This is a genomic window from Pseudomonas sp. AC016, assembly GCF_979253365.1.
This window is the reverse complement of record NZ_CEEDCC010000001.1, coordinates 489958-507560: the sequence shown is the minus strand read 5'-3', so window position 1 is coordinate 507560 and position 17603 is coordinate 489958. Positions and strand designations below refer to the sequence as shown.

Genomic DNA, 17603 nt, shown 5'->3' with positions numbered 1-17603 from the left:
CATGCCCAGATGCCGTCGTGTCCTGCGCCTGCTGATCGTGTCCGCGCTTGCCAGCCTGTTGCAGGCCTGTGACGTCGATCTCTACACCAACCTGGGCGAGCGCGAGGCCAATGCCATGCTCGCCGTGCTGCTGCGCGATGGCATTCCGGCTTCGCGCAAGGTTCAGGACAACGGCCAGTTGAAGGTCATGGTGGACGAGAAGCGCTTCGCACAGGCCATGGCGGTGCTGGATGACGCCGGTCTGCCCGGGCAGAGTTTTTCCAACATGGGTGAGGTGTTCAAGGGCAATGGCCTGGTGTCCTCACCCGTTCAGGAGCGTGCGCAGATGGTCTACGCGCTGAGCGAGGAACTGTCGCACACCGTTTCGCAGATCGACGGCATCCTGTCTGCGCGAGTGCATGTGGTGTTGCCCGACAACGATCTGCTCAAGCGGGTGATCTCGCCGTCGTCGGCTTCGGTGCTGGTGCGTTTCGATCCGAAAACCGACATCAATGTGTTGATTCCGCAGATCAAGACCCTGGTCGCCAATGGCATTTCCGGGCTGGGTTACGACGGGGTTTCCGTGACTGCGATCAAGGCGGTGCTGCCGGCCAACGCCGCCGCCGGGCCGCAACTCGGTAGCTTTCTCGGGTTATGGATGCTTGAAGACGACGTGCCTCGGGCCAGATGGCTGTTCGGCACGCTGCTGCTGATCGCCCTGGGGCTGGCCGCGATTCTGGGCCGTCAGCTCTGGAAGCGGCAAAAGGCTGAAGGGGCTTATGTCCTGAGTGATGCGCCATGAGTGCCGGGTTGACGGGGCGTTGGCAAACGCTGACTGAACAGCCGTTGGCCTTTGTCCGCGAGCGTTGTGTCAGTGACTGCCTGGTGCACGACCTCGCGCCTGCCGACCTTGCGAGCCTGCGCGAATCGCCACGCTTTGCTTCGCGTCTTGAAAACCTGTTGAACCACCACTTCGGTTTGCAGCCGTTGGCGCAATTGGCGTTGCCTGCCGAGCAGGACTTGCCGGTCCTGCTGCTGAGTGACAACGATTTTGCCCGTCTGCCGCGCCTGTGTGGTGCGGTCTGGCACGCGGCAACACTGAGCCGGGAAATTCGCGGTCAGGTGGTCAGCGAATACCGACAATTGCTGGGTGAAGAAACCTTTGTCTTCGCGCTGGCGCATCGGCATCTGGCGGGTGCGGCTGATCTGCTTCGGCCCCCGGCCGAGCTGACTCAGGCCATCGACCGCGACGGCGCGTTCTGCGTGGCCACCTGGCTGGGTGTCCAGCCTGCGGACCTGCGGGCCTGGCTGCAGCTGCGTCTGGAATGTCCTGAGCCGGATCAACCCGAGGATCAACGACAGGTCCGGGTGGTGCAGGTCGTGGCCGCTCACCTGCTCAAGCGTGCACAAGGAAACGACCATGAATGAGTTGCCGACCCGCCCTGGCACACGCATCGTGCGGGCTGCCGACGCCGCGCGATGGATCGACGGCTACGCGTTTGTGGAGGCCGCGCATGAAGAGGCCCGCCGCGTGCGTGAGGACAGCGCGCAATGGCTGGAACAGGCTCGTGCAGAAGGTTTCGAACACGCTCGCCGACAGGGTGCCGAGGAGGCCGCCGCGCTGTTGGCGCAAACCAGCGCCCAGGTGGATCGCTACCTTGCAGGTCTTGAGACCTCGCTCGCCGAACTGGCGCTGAACATCGCTCGCCAGGTGTTGGGTGAACTGGACGGGCGCGAGCGGCTCGTGCGCTGCACGGCTCAGGCCTTGTCGGCGTTTCGCCAGGATCAGGTGCTGACGCTGTATGTGCCCCGCAATGAAGTCGAACGTCTGCGTCAACACATTGCACAAGGCTCGTTGTCGTCGCAGGCGCTGAATGTGGAAGGCGATGACCAGCTTGAAGCCGGTCAGGCACGGCTGGGCAGTCCGGCGGGCTCGGTGGAGCTCGGGCTGGATGCGCAACTGGACAACCTGCGACGCGCGCTGTTGCCGCTGGCCGAGGGTGAGCGCCATGAGTGAAGCCCTGGCCGCATTGATCGGTGGCTTGAACCAGCGTCTGCAGCGTGCCCAGCCGCGGCCGATGCACGGCACCTTGCGCAGCATTCGTGGTGTGCTGCTGCGTGCCAGCGTGGCCGGGGTGCGCATCGGCGAGTTGTGTGTGCTGCGTGATCCGGGCAATGGTCGGGAACTGTCGGCTGAAGTGATCGGCTTCGATGAGGACGATGCGATCCTCTCGCCTATCGGCTCAATGGAGGGCTTGTCGACCCGTACCCGGATCATCGCCACTGGACAGGCGATGGGTGTGCAGGTGGGTGATGCCTTGCTCGGTCGGGTAATCAGCCCGATGGGTGAGTTTCTCGATGGCCCGGCGCTGACCGCCACCCTCGGTCTGCAGCGCTACCCGCTGCACGCCGAGCCACCGGCCCCGTTCAGCCGCCAGCGTATCGTCGAACCCCTGTCGCTGGGTGTACGCGCCATCGACAGCCTGCTCACCGTCGCCTGCGGGCAACGCATGGGCATCTTTGGTGAGCCAGGCGTGGGCAAGTCATCGTTGCTGGCCAGCATCGTTCGTAACAGTGACGCCGACGTGATCGTCATCGGCCTGATCGGCGAGCGTGGGCGCGAAGTGCGCGAACTGCTCGAGGGGCAACTGGACGAGGCCGCGCGTGCCCGAACCGTTGCCGTTGTCGCCACCTCGGACCGGCCCGCCGCCGAGCGGGTCAGGGCGGCCTACGTGGCGACCGCTCAGGCTGAATACCATCGCGATCAGGGGCGCAATGTGCTGTTGCTGATGGACAGCCTGACTCGCTTCGCCCGTGCCCAGCGCGAGATCGGCCTGGCAGTGGGCGAGCCCCCGACCCGGCGCGGCTATCCGCCCTCGTTTTTCTCGGCGCTGCCCCGCTTGCTGGAGCGAGCCGGTCCAGGCCCGACCGGTAGCATCACCGCCTTGTACACCGTGCTTACCGAAGGTGACGCGGCGATGGACCCGGTCGCCGAGGAAACCCGCTCGATTCTCGACGGCCACATCGTACTCAGCGCCGAACTGGCCCAGCGTGATCACTTTCCAGCCATTGATGTGCTGCACAGCCGCAGCCGTCTGATGGAGCAGGTGGCTTCGGCGGCGCACAGGCAGTTGGCGTCGCGAATGCGTGAACTGATCGCTCGTCGTCAGGCGATAGAACTGCTGATTCAGGTCGGTGAATACGCAGCCGGCAGTGATCCGCTGGCGGATGAAGCGATTGCCCGTCATGCAGCAATCGAAGCATTCCTGCGCCAGCCTGCCGCTGAACACGACACCCTCGCACAGACCCTGGCGCATATGCGCAAGGTACTGGCATGAGCGTACTCAACCACGGAAGTCCGAATGGGCAGCGTCACGGAGAAACCCAATGAAGACGGCTGATCTGCATAACCTGCAAGCCCTGCGCCTGCTGCGTGAGCAGCGTGCCTCTGCTCATCTGGCCACTCAACGCGAGCGTTGCCGTGAAACTGAACATCACCTTGATCAGGCCAGAGAAACCTTGCGCCTGCACCGCGAGAGACGCGCGCAGGAAGCAGAGCAGGCCTACGGTCTGTTCAGCGAGGGCATTTCAGTGAGTGCCTGGCAGGCGGCCCAAGAGCACCTCAAGCAACTGGATGAAGAACGTGAGGCGCTGCAGGCCGAGGTCAACGCCGCTGTGCTGAACGTTGAAACCGAGGAGCAGGCCCGTGAGCGACTGCGCATCGAGCACAGGCAACGTCAACAACAGAGCCAGGCATGGCAAAGCCTGCTTGAACAGCGCCTGAGCCTCGAAACGCGTCTGGGTGAGCTGCGCGACGAAGCCGAGCAGTCGGGCTCGTCGAGCGATAACGCCCTGAGCGTCGACGCAGGCAGAGCAACAGGCGCTGGAGGCGAGCGGTGACGGCTTACGAAACCTCCTTCAATGGCGCCGCGCTGTCGGATCTGCCGTCGTTCGACCCCGATGTGCTCAGCCTGCACAACCGCCTGCATCGCCGCGTGGCCGACTGGCATGGCGTGCTGCGCGGTCAGCCGATGCGAGTGCAGTGGGCCTGCGGTAGGGATGTCGATCAACCGTGCGTGTCGGTTGCCCTGATGATCGGCCAGACATTGGTCGAGTTGAGGGTGCCGGAGCCCTTGTTTGAGCGGTCCGGGATGACCTGGCAACCCGGCTCGGCCATTGACCGCCAGAACGAGGCGTTGTTGCTGGAGCAGGCCTGGCTGGGCTGGATCGAACCCCTTGAAGCCATTCTGGGTGAACCCCTGCAGGTGGTTCCCTGGGCCGCGGACCCGACGGCACGTTGCCTCGGTGTCACGCTGGAGGTGCACATCGCAGACTTCCCGGCAGCGCGCGTGGAACTGCGGATGAACAGCGTCGCAGCTGATCACGTCGCCGCTCTGCTGGAGCGCCACGCAATGCCTGATCAGGGTGCGCTAACCGCGCTCAGCCTGGTGATGAGTGCCGAGGCGGGACATGCGCCGCTGCGTGTGGACGAGCTGCGCAGTCTCGCGCCGGGCGACGTGGTGATGCTCGACACGCTGCCTGACGATCAGGTTCGTCTGCGCATCGGCCAGCACCTTCAGGCTCACGCACGACGCTCTGGGCGTTCGCTCGAGTGGTGCGGACCATGGCGCGGTTCCGACCCCGACCCGAGTGCGGTAACCCATTTCAACAGGAATGAAGCAATGAATGAACCTACCGTAATGCCGGACCTGGATGTCTCACTGGACGCACTGCCGCTGACGCTGGTCTGTCAGTTGGGCAGTGTCGAACTGACGCTTGAGCAACTGCGCGCTATGGCTCCCGGGACGCTGCTGCCGCTGGCCTCGTCGGGTCAGGACGAGGTGGACCTGATGGTGAACGGACGACGCATAGGTCGGGGAGAGCTGGTGCGCATTGGTGATGGCCTGGGCGTGCGCCTGCTGGGTTTCAATGCGCCATGAACGGCTATCAGCCGAACCTCATCGAGATCATTCTGGTTGTTGCGACCATTGGCCTGATTCCGCTGGCCGTGGTGACACTGACCGGTTTCATGAAGATATCCGTGGTGCTGTTTCTGATTCGTAACGCCTTGGGCGTGCAGCAGACGCCACCGAACCTGGTGCTGTACGGCATCGCCCTGATTCTTTCGGTCTACGTGACCACGCCCTTGATCGGCGACATGTATCGACAGGTTCAAGGGCGTGATCTGAGCCTGCAGAATGTGCAGCAACTCGAAGAACTCGGCAGCGCACTGCGGCCACCCTTGCAGGCGCATTTATCGAAATACGCCAACGAGAACGAGCGTGGTTTTTTCGTTCAGGCGACCGAAACCATCTGGTCACCCGAAGCGCGAGCCGATCTGCGTGACGACGATCTGGTCGTGCTGATCCCCGCGTTCGTCAGTTCCGAGCTGACCCGTGCCTTCGAGATCGGCTTTCTGTTGTACATCCCGTTTCTGGTGGTCGATCTGCTGGTCTCCAACGTGCTGATGGCGATGGGCATGTCGATGGTCTCGCCGACGCTCATTTCGATACCCCTGAAGATCTTCCTGTTCGTGGCATTGAGCGGCTGGTCGCGGCTGATGCATGGGTTGATCCTGAGCTACGGAGGCTGACGTCATGGGGCAGGATGTTTTTCTTTCTCTGATGAACCAGGCCTTGATGACGGTGCTGCTGCTTTCGGCGCCTGCGCTGGCGGTTGCGATCATCGTCGGCCTGAGCGTGGGGCTGCTGCAGGCGCTGACCCAGATCCAGGACCAGACCCTGCCTCAGGTGGTCAAGCTCGTGGGGGTGTTGCTGGTGATTGTGTTTGTCGGGCCGTTGCTGGCCGGGCAGGTGGCCGAACTGGGCAATCAGGTGCTCGATAATTTTCCGTTGTGGACTCGCTGACGCGCCATGGATGCCGAACTGACCAATGCATTCATCGAGATCGCCTATCCGGTGATCAGCTCTGCGTCGCTGGCGGCCTCGCGGGCGATGGGCGTGGTGATCATCACACCGGCGTTCAATCGCCTCGGGCTGACCGGGATGATTCGTGGCTGCGTCGCCGTGGCGATATCCGTGCCGATGATTCTGCCGGTATTCACCGCGTTCACGTCCATGCCCGAACACAGCGGGTTCTTTCTGGCCGGGTTGATGGTCAAGGAATTGCTGATCGGGCTGCTCATCGGTCTGTTGTTCGGCATTCCGTTCTGGGCTGCGGAAGTGGCCGGTGAGCTGATCGATCTGCAGCGTGGCTCGACCATGGAGCAACTGGTGGATCCGCTGGGGCAGGGCGAGGCCAGTGTCATGGCCACGCTGTTCACGGTGATGCTGATTGCGCTGTTCTTCATGTCAGGCGGCTTCATCCTGATGGTCGATGGCTATTACCACAGCTACCAGTTATGGCCGGTGACCGAGTTCACTCCGTTGTTCAGCAGCGCCGCACTCATGTCGATTCTGGCGATCCTGGATCAGGTCATGCGCATCGGCGTATTGATGGTGGCGCCGCTACTGGTGGCAATGCTGATCACCGATCTGATGCTGGCGTATCTGTCGCGAATGGCGCCGAGCCTGCATATTTTCGACTTGTCGCTACCGGTCAAGAACCTGTTTTTTGCGGTGTTGATGGTGGTGTACATCAGCTTCCTTATCCCGGTCATGATTGACCAGTTGGCGCAGTTCCGAGGGACTGTCGAGGTGCTCAAGGCGCTGGCGAGCGAGGCACCGTAATGGCCGATACCAGCGAGGAGAAAAGCCAGCCGGCCACGGACAAGAAACTGCGTGACGCACGCAAGAAGGGTCAGGTCGCCAAGAGTCAGGATCTGGTGTCCGGCGTTGTCATTCTCCTGTGTACGCTGTGCATTGCCGTGCTGTTGCCCAGGGCCCGCGCTCAGGTCGAGGCGTTGATCGACCTGACAGCGAACATCTACATAGAACCGTTTGCCGACGTCTGGCCAAGGCTGCTCGACCATGCCGAGCAAATCGTGCTGGGCATCACCTTGCCGGTGGTCGCCGTGACCGTCGCGGCGGTCATCCTGACCAATATCGTGACCATGCGCGGCGTGGTGTTTTCGGTCGAACCTGTCAAGCCTGACATCAAGCGCATCCATCCCGGCGAAGGCTTCAAACGGATTTTCGCCATGCGCAACCTGATCGAGTTTCTCAAGGGGCTGGTCAAAGTGGTGCTGCTGGCGCTGGCGTTCTACATCGTCGGACGTCAGGCCCTACAGGCATTGATGGAGTCTTCACGCTGTGGTGCCGGCTGCATCGAATCGACGTTTTACCTGGTGCTCAAACCGCTGGTGTTCACCGTGCTGGCGGCGTTTCTGCTGGTGGGTGCGGTGGACGTCCTGATGCAGCGCTGGCTGTTCGGGCGTGACATGAAGATGAGCCGCAGTGAACAGAAGCGCGAACGCAAGGATGTCGACGGCGATCCATTGATCAAGCGCGAGCGTCAGCGCCAGCGGCGCGAGATGCAGGCGCTGGCAACGAAGCTGGGGCTGGGACGCGCGTCGCTGATGATCGGCATTGGCGGTAACTGGGTGGTCGGCGTGCGTTATGTGCGTGGCGAAACGCCCGTGCCGGTGGTGGTCTGCCGAGGTTCGCCTGAAGAGTCCGTGCAGTTGCTGGCGCAGGCTGCACCGCTGGGCATTGCCGTGTGGGCGGATGCTGGTCTTGCCGAACAGATTGCCAAACGCAGCGTGGCCGGTGATCCGGTACCGGAAAATACCTTTCAGTCGGTGGCTGACGCGCTGGTGGCACACCGGTTGATCTGACCCGGTGTGCCTCCTGTCAATGCATGGCAGGGCGATATCGAGTGGCTGGCGTGCCGTTGACGACCTTCAGTCGATTGAGGTCGGCGTTGATGCGCCATGCCCAGAAATGCGTGCCGTCCTGTCGCGATATTTCCAGTGCCTGGGCCAGCACCGTGCGGACGTCTTCCAGAGCATGCGCGTGGGGTTGGTCGAGCATCAGTTGCGCTTTGATACGCATCATCTCGGGGAGGTACCAGCGGTCATTGCGTTTCACGGCATTGACCACCAGTTCGTCGAGCGTTTCCAGCGCCAGCGGTTGCAGCCCCAGCGCGGCGAGGCCCAGCACGTACTCGGTATTGAGCATCGAGTGCAGCGGTGTTTCGACATGGCGACGCAGCTGCTGAAGCGCTTCGCCCAGCCGTGGCGCACCTGTCGCGGCATCACCTTCGCGAATGGTCAGAATGCTTTCATAGCAGCAGGTCAACTGACGCCAGACATGCAGCGGCTGCCGTTCGCTGCTCTGTTTGAGCAATTCGAGAAACTGTCGGGTCTTGTGCAGGGTGCCTGCGATCAGGGTGGCCGGAATGGCGCTGAACGCCAGCGTGTACCAGAGGGTGGCGGGGTGGCCCAGCGCAACGGCCTGTCTGATGTTGGTGTCCAGCGCCACCATGGCCTGCCCGATATTGCCCACCATCAACTGCACTTGCGCCCTCAGCGACTGGGCGGCGATACGCTGGTCGAAATGCATGTCCACGGCATAGGAAGATGCTGAAAGAGGTGCACCCAGGGCTTCATGAGCGGCCTGACCGGCGGTTTTCATGTCGCCCATATAGAACGCGCTGGTGGCCCGCATGCGTTTGCCCAGAAGCTGGCAATCGGCGATCCGGTGATCCTTGCCAAGCGCCAGAAACTGCAGGGCGATCTGTCGGCCCTGGACGTGGCGATTGCTGCAAATATGGTCGTTCCATTGTCCCCACAGGGCACGCAGGCGGTATTCCGTGTCGTTCAGCGCATCGGCATCCTCGCCGACCTGTTGCCAGATCTCGCGCATTTTCTGTCCGGCGCCGTACGTAAGCATCAGGATGCTGCCCGACACCGTCAGCAGTCGCATGCGCTGGTGCCGGTCCATCTGCGCCATCTCCACATGGCGAGGCAGGCCATGGTTGACCCAGTCCTGGTATTCATGGACCAGCGATAGCCTCATCCACAACGGAGCGCTGCGTAACGTGAGCTCGACGCCAATCTGCCGGTCGCCCTCGGGGGAAAAGGCCCAGGCGAGGGCGGCGCGCACGGTATCGATCTCCACCGCGTAACGCCGAGTCCAGGCGTCATGGGACAACCGGTCCAGGTCCAGCCTGGCCTCGTCGAGCAGGCTCAGGGCCCAGTTGGCATGAGCGCGCGACAGGCGATCCAGGTCATCGAGCTGCACCAGTTTTTCATGGGCGTACAGACGGGTCGTTTCCAGCAGCCGAAAGCGTTTGCCGTGGCTGTGATCGAACCGTCCAAGCAATGATTTGTCCAGCAGGCTTTCCAGCATCGGCAGGGTCATGCGCACATCGGGCAGACCGATATTGACCGTCGCCATGACCCCGTCCAGTGCGAACGAGCCATTGAAAATGGACAGCTGTCGCAACAGCGCCTGCTCGTGTCCGGTGAGCATGCCGTAGGTCCAGTCCAGTGCTGCACTCAAAGAGCGCTGACGGGGCAGGGCGGTGCGGCGTCCGGTCATCTGCAGGCGGAAGCTGCCATCGAGCAGGCCGACCAGTTCATGAATGCCAAACGTCCGGACGCGGGCGGCGGCCAACTCGATTGCCAGCGGGTTGCCGTCCAGCTTGCGACAGATGGTCGCCACACTTTGCGTATCGCGATCATGGAAGACAAAGCCCGGGTCTTGCTCCCGGACTCGGGTAATGAACAATTCCACGCCGGAAAACGTGAGCGCCTCGGCTGCGGTCAATGGCGGGTGTTCGCCAGGCACCTGCAGGGACGCCAGTTCGTGGACACATTCACCGTTTGCCCTTAACGGCTCACGGCTGGTGACCACCACGCAGCATCGCGTGGTGTTGGCCAGCAAGGCTTCGACCGCTGTGGCGGTCTCTTCCAGCACGTGTTCGCAGTTGTCGAGTACCAGCAACTGCGGGCGCTCTGCCAGCTCCCCCGGAATATCCAGCAGAAGGTTCTCATCGTCTGCGTTAAGGCCGAGCGCACTGGCGATCATGCCCTTTACCGACTGGGCGCCACTGACGGGCGTCAGGTCGAGAAATGCACTGCCCAATGATGATTGTGTGGCGAGACGGTCAGCCAGAGCGAGCGCGACGGTGGTTTTGCCGACGCCGCCGGGGCCGGTGAGGGTCAGTAATCGCTGGGTCAGAAGCTGATCGGTCAGGCGGCGAATCAGATCATCACGGCCCAGTACAGGCTGTTTGGCGTCCTGTGTTGCTGCCACAGGTTCAGGAGGCGGCGCGACGGCATGTGGCGCGATCTGAACCGTCACAGGCGCGCTGAACCGATAGCCGCGACCCGGTACGGTCACGATGCAACTGAAGTCTTCATCGTCCCCTAATGCTCTGCGCAGGGCGACAATTTGAGCGCGAAGGTTGCACTCTTCAACCACTGCCTTTGGCCAGGCCACGGCCAGCAGTTCAGCTTTCTCCAGCAGTTCGCCGGGACGTGAGGCAAGTGCGACCAGCAACGACATGGCGCGACTGCCCAAGGGCACAGGTTGGGAGTGTTTGAACAGGACCTGTTGGCGTGGAAGCAACACAAAGGCCCCGAAGCGAATGGCTTCCTCGGGACCGGGTCCTTTATCTGTTACGAAATCGATCTGTGTAGCCGTACCGCTTGCTTCAAAATCCATGGTTAGACCTGTATCAGAAGTAACAGCAGTGCTTGCGCATCGTGGCGGAGCATGACGGTGTCGATCTGTGCACCGGCGCTGGGAGCGGGTTGTTTATTGCCTACCCTGACGTAGTCATGACCGGCCGAGCTTATAGCATTTGAATCAATTACTTATTACACCAAGGGGTATGATTCGGCCAAACAGGGGATTGATACGGACATGCGTGACGGGTTTCCTGTGTAGAGTTTCGTAAGGGCTTGACAGGTCGCCGTTCGAGGACGTCCTACCCTGTGCTTTGCCAATAGCACAGCAAGAAATGCGCCGACATCAAGGCGATCACCCGGCGGGGTTTCTTTGCGATACCGTTCAGCGGATAGGGCGGAGCGGAGTATTCACGTTGAGCAACAGGACGTTGCCGTGAGCGGTCTGTGTGGACGGTAAAACAAAAACACCCTGCAAAAGCAGCGCTCTTGCAGGGTGTCGAGGGTGACATCGGGTCAGCCCTGCCAGATCAGATCCGACAGGTCCTTGCTTCAGGCTTGAGGGCCTTACAGCGCCATGTCACTGGCAGGGTTGCTTTCACGCTTCTCTGCAGGCTTGGCAGCAGGTGCAGCAGCTGTTGCCTTGTTCACAGGTGGCGGTGGGGTCAGTTGCAGGGTTTCGGCGGTGTAGGCCCATTCCTGTGCAACGCGATCCGGGTTTTCGTTCAGCTTGGTGCCGTAGCTTGGAACGATCTGGTGCAGTTTTTCCTGCCAGGCCGGAGTCGCTACCTTGTCCTTGAACACTTTCTCAAGCACGCCGAGCATGATCGGAGCAGCCGTCGAAGCACCTGGCGAAGCACCCAGCAGACCGGCAATGGAGCCGTCCTTGGAAGCAACGATTTCGGTACCCAGTTTCAGGACGCCGCCTTTCTCTTCGTCACGCTTGATGATCTGAACGCGCTGACCGGCCTGCATCAGGCGCCAGTCTTCTTTCTTGGCGTTCGGGAAGTACTGCTGCAGGGCAGCAAAACGGTCATCATCGGACATCATGACCTGGCCAGCCAGGTATTCGATCAGTGGGTACTGAGCGATACCGACGCGGGTCATTGGCCACACGTTATGCGTGGTGGTGCTGGTCAGCAGGTCCAGGTAAGAACCGTTTTTCAGGAACTTCGTGGAGAAGGTCGCGAATGGGCCAAACAGGATCACGCGCTTGCCGTCCAGAACACGGGTGTCCAGGTGCGGAACCGACATGGGTGGCGCGCCAGTGGACGCGATACCGTAAGCCTTGCCCATGTGTTGCATGGCCAGGGTAGGGTTCTCGGTCACCAGCCACGAACCGCCGACCGGGAAGCCGCCGTATTCCTTGGCTTCAGGAATGCCCGACTCCTGCAGCAAGTGCAGTGCGGCACCGCCTGCGCCGATGAACAGGAACTTGGCATCGGTCTCGGTTTCGGTACCGTCTTTCAGGTTCTTGTACTTGACGCGCCAGCTGCCGTCGTCATTGCGGGTGATGTCCTGGACTTCACTCGACAGTTTCAGATCGAAGTTGGATTTGGTCTGCAGGTTGGCGACGAACTGGCGGGTGATCTCGCCGAAGTTCACGTCGGTGCCAATCGGGCTCCAGGTCACGGCCAGCTTCTGCGCCGGGTCACGACCTTCCATCATCAATGGAACCCACTTCTTGATCTGCTCGTGGTCTTCGGAGTACTGCATGCCACTGAACAGCGGGCTCGTTTGCAGTGCTGCGTAACGCTTGCGCAGGAACTTGATGTTGTCGTCGCCCCACACGAAGCTCATGTGCGGCGTGGAGTTGATGAACGAACGCGGGTTCTTCAGAACGCCGGTCTTGACCTGCCAGGACCAGAATTGACGCGAGATCTGGAACGCTTCGTTGATCTCGATGGCCTTGGCGATGTCGACGTTGCCGTTCTTGTCTTCCGGGGTGTAGTTCAGCTCGGCCAGGGCGGAGTGACCGGTACCGGCGTTGTTCCAGCCGTTGGAGCTTTCTTCGGCCACGCCATCGAGGCGCTCGACCATTTCCATCGACCAGCTCGGCTCGAGTTCGTTGAGCCAGACTGCCAGGGTGGCGCTCATGATGCCGCCGCCGACCATCAGTACATCTACTTTCTTGGCTTCGGCGGAGTGCGCGGGCATCATCCCGAGCGACATCGCCAGACCCAGAAGGGCCGTGTTCACTTTCTTCAACATGCTGTAATCCATTTGATAAATGCCATCCGCCGACAGCTCCTGGGGGATCCGGATTCTGCGTACACCGCAAGGCATGCGACAAACGCCCGCACCATCAGGGGCTAGAGGTGGACATACAAGGCCAATACAATACTGCTCAAGACCTCACTTTATGTCCTACTGCGCTGGCTTCTTATCGTCGTTGGATTCAGCGTCATGAAGCGACATGTGCCAATTGATGCAACGCAACATCGGGAAACAAATCCCGTCGTATTGCGCAATGCGCATCTGATCAGCCTGTTCACGGAGTCTTGGACGCCGCATGGGGGTCATGGAGACACGCTCTGAGGCGTATTTTTTGTGCTCGTCCGAGACGGCACGCCATGGTGCCATATCGGCAAGACGCGGCATTTTCGCATATTGTCAGGTGTCTACGCGAGGTGTTATCTACACACCGACATGCTTACGCCCGACCAAACGAAACAAGGCGTGTCCAGCCTTTATCGTCACGCCCGCCATAACCTTGACCCGAAACCGTGTTCTGGCCGAAATACGGCATGGTCATTTGCCCCCCCGTTCCGCTCATAACCCGCCGCATACCAGCCCGGCCGAGGTCGTGCAGGTTCAATGCCGACGATTGATGAGCATTCCTCATGACTTCAAGTAACGCGCGGCAGCTAATGCTCCGTTGAGTCGGGTGCTAAGGTCATGACTCGGCCAATGAATGTCCCGGCGATGCTCGTCCTGAACGTCGTGCGCCAGAGACCATGGTCCGTAAACATCCCGCAACAGCTGCCTGACCTGAACCTCGAGCAAAACGTTGAACTTTCAGCGTGTCAGTCAGTTAAAGACATATGCCAACCGTAATGCCATGACGCTCCCGGCACGTGTCTGCCGGGACTGCATGCGTTGAAGGGACCTGAACCAGCCCTCGCCACACCACCACGCCCAGCACAATAAATAACGCCCGCCACTTCACAGCAGTGACGGCTATGACAAGGTGATTCTGATGAGTGATACCAAGCCGCACAAAGGAACTGTCGCCGACGCCGTGCAGCCTTCACGACGCAATTTTCTGAAGTTCGGAGCGTCCGGAATCGCCGCCGCGACCCTGTCGACCTGGATACCTGCCGACGGGATGCTGCAGGCCGCGCCTGCGCCCGCGCCGGTCATGGTGGAAGACACTGACGCCCCCGGCGTCGGCGAGCACCGCATTCAATTGAAGGTCAATGGCCAGACTCACGCGCTGAACGTACCGGCCAATGCCGTCCTCCTTGATGTTCTGCGTGACCGCCTGCAACTGACCGGTACCAAGAAAGGCTGTGATCACGGCCAGTGCGGGGCATGCACGCTGCTGGTCAACGGGGTAGCCATCAACTCCTGCCTGTCGATTGCCATTCAGCACGACGGCGACAGTATCACCACTATCGAAGGACTCGCCGAAAACGGCACGCTGCACCCGGTGCAGGAAGCCTTCTGGGAACACGATGCCTATCAGTGCGGTTATTGCACCTCGGGCCAGATCATGAGCGCCGTGGCGATTCTCAACGACCCGAATATCCCCTCCGACGACGCCAGCGTCCGCGAAGCCATGAGCGGCAACATCTGCCGCTGCGGGGCCTACAAGAACATTCTGTCGGCGGTGCAGTCGGCGCGCTCGAAGATGCCGAAGGCAGGGGGAACGGTCTGATGAGAACCTTCGATTATGCAAAGGCCACCACACCTGCACAGGCCGTCAGTACGGCTTCAGGCGAGGGTGAGCGTTTCTATCTGGCAGGCGGCACGACGCTGCTGGACCTGGTCAAGCTCGACATCATGCAACCCGGGCAACTGGTGGATATCAATCACCTGGCACTCAAGCAGATCGAATCGCTGCCGGACGGCCGTCTGCGCATCGGCGCTCTGGTCAGCAATACGGCGCTGGCCAGTCATCCTCTGGTCCGGGAGCGCTATCCGGTCCTGTCGCAAGCTCTGCTGGCAGGTGCTTCCACGCAACTGCGCAACAAGGCCACCACGGCGGGCAACCTCATGCAGCGCGTGCGTTGCCCGTACTTTCGCGACGGGATCTCGGCCTGCAACAAGCGTGAGCCGGGCTCAGGCTGCGCAGCCATCGGCGGGATGAACCGCAGCGTGCACGCCGTACTGGGCACCAGCGATCACTGCATCGCGACCCATCCTTCGGACATGTGCGTGGGCATGGCGGCAGTGGGCGCGCAGGTCACCGTGCAGGGGCCGAGTGGCAGCCGGGACATTCCTTTCGCCGACTTCCACTTGCTGCCGGGCAGCACACCTGAACGTGAGCATGCGCTGGCGCCTCATGAACTGGTCACCCACGTGACCCTCGACGCGCCGCTGTCGGGCAGTCGTTCCGGTTATCTGAAGCTGCGTGACCGCACCTCGTATCAGTTCGCCCTGGCCTCCAGCGCGATCATCGTGGTGACGGACGGCAAACGTGTCATCGATGCGCGCATCGCGCTGGGCGGCGTGGGCACCAAGCCATGGCGCGCTGTCGAGGCCGAGCGTGCTCTGATCGGTCAGCGTGCCGACATGGACACCTTCGCCAGGGTGGCTGCCTTGGCCATGAAAGGCTCCAAAGCCTACGAACACAACGCCTTCAAGATCCCGCTGGGTGAGCAGGTCATCGTCCGCAATCTTCGTGACCTAACGGCGTAGGAATTTTCCATGAGCGAACAGATTATCGGCATCCCGCAGCGTCGTATCGACGGCGGCAAGAAAGTCAGTGGCGAGGCGCGTTATGCGGCCGACCATCCCATGAAAGACATGCTGTACGCTTACGGCGTCTACAGCACTATCGGCAGTGGCCGGATACTCGCGGTCAACGATCAGGACGCGCGCAAGATGCCCGGCGTGGTCGAAGTTTTCCATCACGGCCATTTTCCCGAGTTGCACCGTACGCCTGAAACGGCGTTCAGTTTTGCGACGCTGTTATCGGCGAGCAAGGCCGATGAGCATCGCCTGCCGTTCGAGGATGACCGGGTCTATTACCCAGGCCAGTTCGTGGCGCTGGTCGTGGCCGAAAGTTTTGAGCAGGCCAGGGCTGCGGCTCATCGGGTCAAGGTCGACTATCAGGAGAACAAGCCGGTCAAGGATTTGCAGGAAGCGCTGCGCAAGAATGGCGCTCGCGACGGCGGTGCCGGGCATACGCGTGGCAACCCGGACGGGGCGTTCCTCGCCGCGAGCAGAAAGGTTGATCAGACCTACACCACCCCGGTCGAAGTGCATAACCCGATGGAGATGCACGCAAGCACCGCATGGTGGCAAGACGGCAAGCTCTATGTGTATGAAAGCACGCAAGGTGTCGTGAACCATCGCAATCTGCTGGCAAACGTATTCGACCTGCCGCCGGACCGTGTCGAGGTGCGTGCGCCGTTCATTGGTTCCGGGTTCGGTGGCAAGCTGTGGCCTTGGCCGCATTCGGTCGCCGCCTGTGCAGCGTCAAAGGTGACCCAACGTCCGGTCCAGTTGGTATTGCCCCGCGCGCAAATGTTCACCACGGTCGGCCATCGCCCGGAAACGCGGCAGCGACTGCGTCTGGCCAGCGATGCGAACGGCAAACTGGTCTCGATCCGTCACGAGTCCTTCAACAGCACTTCGACGCTCGACGACTACACCGAAACCTGTGGCGGTGTGACCAAGAGCCTGTACGGCTGCGACAACGTGCTGGTCAGTCACCGAATTGCTGCGGTCAATCGCGGTACGCCGACCTCGATGCGTGCGCCTGGCGCTGCACCGGGCCTGTTTGCGCTGGAGTCGGCTATCGACGAGCTGGCGCTGGCCAACGGCATGGACCCGCTGGCGTTTCGCAAGCTGAATCTGTCGGAGATGGACCAGAGTCAGGGCCTGCCGTGGTCCAGCAATCACTTGCCGGAAGCCATTGATCAGGCGGCCGAGCGTTTCGGCTGGCAGGCGCGCAAGGCCGAGGTTGGCTCGATGCGCGACGGCGATGAGATCATCGGTTACGGCATGGGTGCCTGCAACTGGGAGGCCTTTCAGGTGCCGACCGATGCACGCGTGATCCTGCGCTCCGACGGCACCGCCCTGGCGCAGTGCGGCTTACAGGACATCGGCACCGGTACGTACACCATCATCGCCCAGACTGTCAGCCAGCTCACCGGCATCCCGATGGAGCGCGTTGAAGTGGAGCTGGGCAGCTCATCGTTTCCGGCAGGTCCGGTGTCTGGCGGTTCCTGGGTTACCGCCAGTGTGATGCCGGCAATTGCCGGTGCCACGCGCGAAGCGTTGCAGAAGCTTCGTCAGTATTCGGTGGGCAAGAATGCGGCCTTTGCAGGTCGGCAGGTTGATTCGATCAAGGTCGAAAACGGTCAACTGGTGTCCGGTGAGCAACGCGTCAGTTTTGTCGACGTCCTGAAAGGTCAGCGTCTGTCACGTGCCGAAGGCAATTTCCAGAGCGGCATGCAATCTTCCGACAAGTTCTCGTTCCGCTCGTTTGGTGTGCATTTTGTCGAGGTGCGTTGGGATCCGGGCATCTCCAGCCTGCGTGTCTCGCGAGTGGTCAGTGCCATCGACGTCGGCAAGGTGGTTAACCCGCTGGCGGCGCGCAATCAGGTGGAGGGCGCGATTGTGATGGGCATCGGCATGGCCATGTTCGAAGCGGCCGAATACGACCCGCGCACCGGTTTGCCGGTCAACAACAACTACGCCGAGTACGTGGTTCCCGTGCATGCGGACCAGCCCGAAATCGACGTGATTCTGCTCGATTACCCGGATCACAACATCGGTGAGTTTGGCGCGCGTGGCATCGGCGAAATCGGCGTGACCGGTCTCGCCGCCGCAGTGGCCAATGCCGTGTACCACGCCACGGGCAAACGGGTGCGCAATTTGCCCATCACCAAAGAAAAGCTGATGGCAGGGTTGTAAA

15 protein-coding genes are annotated in these 17603 nt (G+C 61.4%); 13 read left to right on the top strand and 2 right to left on the bottom strand.

Features of this window, described 5'->3' with window-relative positions; all coding sequences use genetic code 11:
- The first annotated feature begins 1 nt into the window (after window position 1).
- The 10 genes from sctJ to AC0IXS_RS02010 are packed head-to-tail and all read left to right on the top strand — an operon-like array spanning window position 2 to window position 7714.
- Window positions 2–781: a type III secretion system inner membrane ring lipoprotein SctJ gene (gene sctJ / locus AC0IXS_RS02055; protein WP_057409656.1), complete on the top strand. Its 780-nt coding sequence runs from the start codon at window positions 2–4 to the stop codon at window positions 779–781.
- Entirely contained in the window at window positions 778–1407 is a 630-nt protein-coding gene (locus tag AC0IXS_RS02050; RefSeq protein ID WP_122689772.1) for a type III secretion protein, read from the top strand. The genes sctJ and AC0IXS_RS02050 overlap by 4 nt, the downstream gene beginning before the upstream one ends.
- A complete protein-coding gene (locus AC0IXS_RS02045) occupies window positions 1400–1996 on the top strand; it encodes a FliH/SctL family protein (RefSeq protein WP_471823608.1) in 597 nt (198 codons plus the stop codon). The genes AC0IXS_RS02050 and AC0IXS_RS02045 overlap by 8 nt, the downstream gene beginning before the upstream one ends.
- Window positions 1989–3317, top strand: coding sequence for a FliI/YscN family ATPase (locus AC0IXS_RS02040; RefSeq protein WP_025994043.1), 1329 nt, complete (start codon window positions 1989–1991; stop codon window positions 3315–3317). Before AC0IXS_RS02045 ends, AC0IXS_RS02040 begins: the two co-directional genes overlap by 8 nt.
- Before the next feature lie 49 nt (window positions 3318–3366).
- Window positions 3367–3879, top strand: a complete 513-nt coding sequence (locus tag AC0IXS_RS02035) for a hypothetical protein (RefSeq protein WP_122669352.1) — start codon at window positions 3367–3369, stop codon at window positions 3877–3879.
- On the top strand, window positions 3876–4919 hold the full coding sequence (gene sctQ / locus AC0IXS_RS02030) for a type III secretion system cytoplasmic ring protein SctQ (RefSeq protein ID WP_471823606.1): 1044 nt from the start codon (window positions 3876–3878) through the stop codon (window positions 4917–4919). The genes AC0IXS_RS02035 and sctQ overlap by 4 nt, the downstream gene beginning before the upstream one ends.
- Complete coding sequence (gene sctR / locus AC0IXS_RS02025; RefSeq protein ID WP_004886393.1) at window positions 4916–5572, top strand: type III secretion system export apparatus subunit SctR; 657 nt, start codon at window positions 4916–4918, stop codon at window positions 5570–5572. Before sctQ ends, sctR begins: the two co-directional genes overlap by 4 nt.
- Window positions 5573–5576: 4 nt before the next feature.
- Complete coding sequence (locus AC0IXS_RS02020; protein ID WP_025994046.1) at window positions 5577–5846, top strand: EscS/YscS/HrcS family type III secretion system export apparatus protein; 270 nt, start codon at window positions 5577–5579, stop codon at window positions 5844–5846.
- Window positions 5847–5852: 6 nt separating this feature from the next.
- Window positions 5853–6668: a type III secretion system export apparatus subunit SctT gene (sctT, locus tag AC0IXS_RS02015; protein WP_004886398.1), complete on the top strand. Its 816-nt coding sequence runs from the start codon at window positions 5853–5855 to the stop codon at window positions 6666–6668.
- Window positions 6668–7714: an EscU/YscU/HrcU family type III secretion system export apparatus switch protein gene (locus tag AC0IXS_RS02010; RefSeq protein ID WP_449121546.1), complete on the top strand. Its 1047-nt coding sequence runs from the start codon at window positions 6668–6670 to the stop codon at window positions 7712–7714. The genes sctT and AC0IXS_RS02010 overlap by 1 nt, the downstream gene beginning before the upstream one ends.
- A 16-nt stretch (window positions 7715–7730) precedes the next feature.
- Here the strand turns inward: AC0IXS_RS02010 and AC0IXS_RS02005 are convergent, their stop codons facing one another.
- Together AC0IXS_RS02005 and mqo are read right to left on the bottom strand one after the other, a co-directional pair.
- On the bottom strand, window positions 7731–10550 hold the full coding sequence (locus tag AC0IXS_RS02005) for an ATP-binding protein (RefSeq protein ID WP_191957887.1): 2820 nt from the start codon (window positions 10548–10550) through the stop codon (window positions 7731–7733).
- Between the two features lie 530 nt (window positions 10551–11080).
- The gene (gene mqo, locus AC0IXS_RS02000; RefSeq protein ID WP_161987336.1) at window positions 11081–12724 is read right to left on the bottom strand and encodes a malate dehydrogenase (quinone); all 1644 of its coding nucleotides are present in this window, start codon (window positions 12722–12724) and stop codon (window positions 11081–11083) included.
- A 988-nt stretch (window positions 12725–13712) separates the two neighbouring features.
- Between mqo and AC0IXS_RS01995 the strand changes: the two genes are divergently transcribed.
- Genes AC0IXS_RS01995 through AC0IXS_RS01985 form a run of 3 tightly spaced genes read left to right on the top strand, consistent with a single transcriptional unit; the run spans window position 13713 to window position 17602 of the window.
- Window positions 13713–14393 (top strand): (2Fe-2S)-binding protein, encoded by a 681-nt coding sequence (locus AC0IXS_RS01995; protein WP_057409648.1) that lies wholly within the window; start codon window positions 13713–13715, stop codon window positions 14391–14393.
- A complete protein-coding gene (locus tag AC0IXS_RS01990; protein ID WP_471823602.1) occupies window positions 14393–15376 on the top strand; it encodes an FAD binding domain-containing protein in 984 nt (327 codons plus the stop codon). Before AC0IXS_RS01995 ends, AC0IXS_RS01990 begins: the two co-directional genes overlap by 1 nt.
- Window positions 15377–15385: 9 nt before the next feature.
- Window positions 15386–17602, top strand: coding sequence for a xanthine dehydrogenase family protein molybdopterin-binding subunit (locus AC0IXS_RS01985; RefSeq protein ID WP_471823600.1), 2217 nt, complete (start codon window positions 15386–15388; stop codon window positions 17600–17602).
- The last annotated feature ends 1 nt before the right edge of the window (window position 17603 follow it).

Coding starts and splice junctions, on each gene's coding strand:
- sctJ (WP_057409656.1), top strand. CDS start 2: ATGCCCAGATGCCGTCGTGTCCTGCGCCTGCTGATCGTGTCCGCGCTT.
- AC0IXS_RS02050 (WP_122689772.1), top strand. CDS start 778: ATGAGTGCCGGGTTGACGGGGCGTTGGCAAACGCTGACTGAACAGCCG.
- AC0IXS_RS02045 (WP_471823608.1), top strand. CDS start 1,400: ATGAATGAGTTGCCGACCCGCCCTGGCACACGCATCGTGCGGGCTGCC.
- AC0IXS_RS02040 (WP_025994043.1), top strand. CDS start 1,989: ATGAGTGAAGCCCTGGCCGCATTGATCGGTGGCTTGAACCAGCGTCTG.
- AC0IXS_RS02035 (WP_122669352.1), top strand. CDS start 3,367: ATGAAGACGGCTGATCTGCATAACCTGCAAGCCCTGCGCCTGCTGCGT.
- sctR (WP_004886393.1), top strand. CDS start 4,916: ATGAACGGCTATCAGCCGAACCTCATCGAGATCATTCTGGTTGTTGCG.
- AC0IXS_RS02020 (WP_025994046.1), top strand. CDS start 5,577: ATGGGGCAGGATGTTTTTCTTTCTCTGATGAACCAGGCCTTGATGACG.
- sctT (WP_004886398.1), top strand. CDS start 5,853: ATGGATGCCGAACTGACCAATGCATTCATCGAGATCGCCTATCCGGTG.
- AC0IXS_RS02010 (WP_449121546.1), top strand. CDS start 6,668: ATGGCCGATACCAGCGAGGAGAAAAGCCAGCCGGCCACGGACAAGAAA.
- AC0IXS_RS02005 (WP_191957887.1), bottom strand. CDS start 10,550: ATGGATTTTGAAGCAAGCGGTACGGCTACACAGATCGATTTCGTAACA.
- mqo (WP_161987336.1), bottom strand. CDS start 12,724: ATGTTGAAGAAAGTGAACACGGCCCTTCTGGGTCTGGCGATGTCGCTC.
- AC0IXS_RS01995 (WP_057409648.1), top strand. CDS start 13,713: ATGAGTGATACCAAGCCGCACAAAGGAACTGTCGCCGACGCCGTGCAG.
- AC0IXS_RS01990 (WP_471823602.1), top strand. CDS start 14,393: ATGAGAACCTTCGATTATGCAAAGGCCACCACACCTGCACAGGCCGTC.
- AC0IXS_RS01985 (WP_471823600.1), top strand. CDS start 15,386: ATGAGCGAACAGATTATCGGCATCCCGCAGCGTCGTATCGACGGCGGC.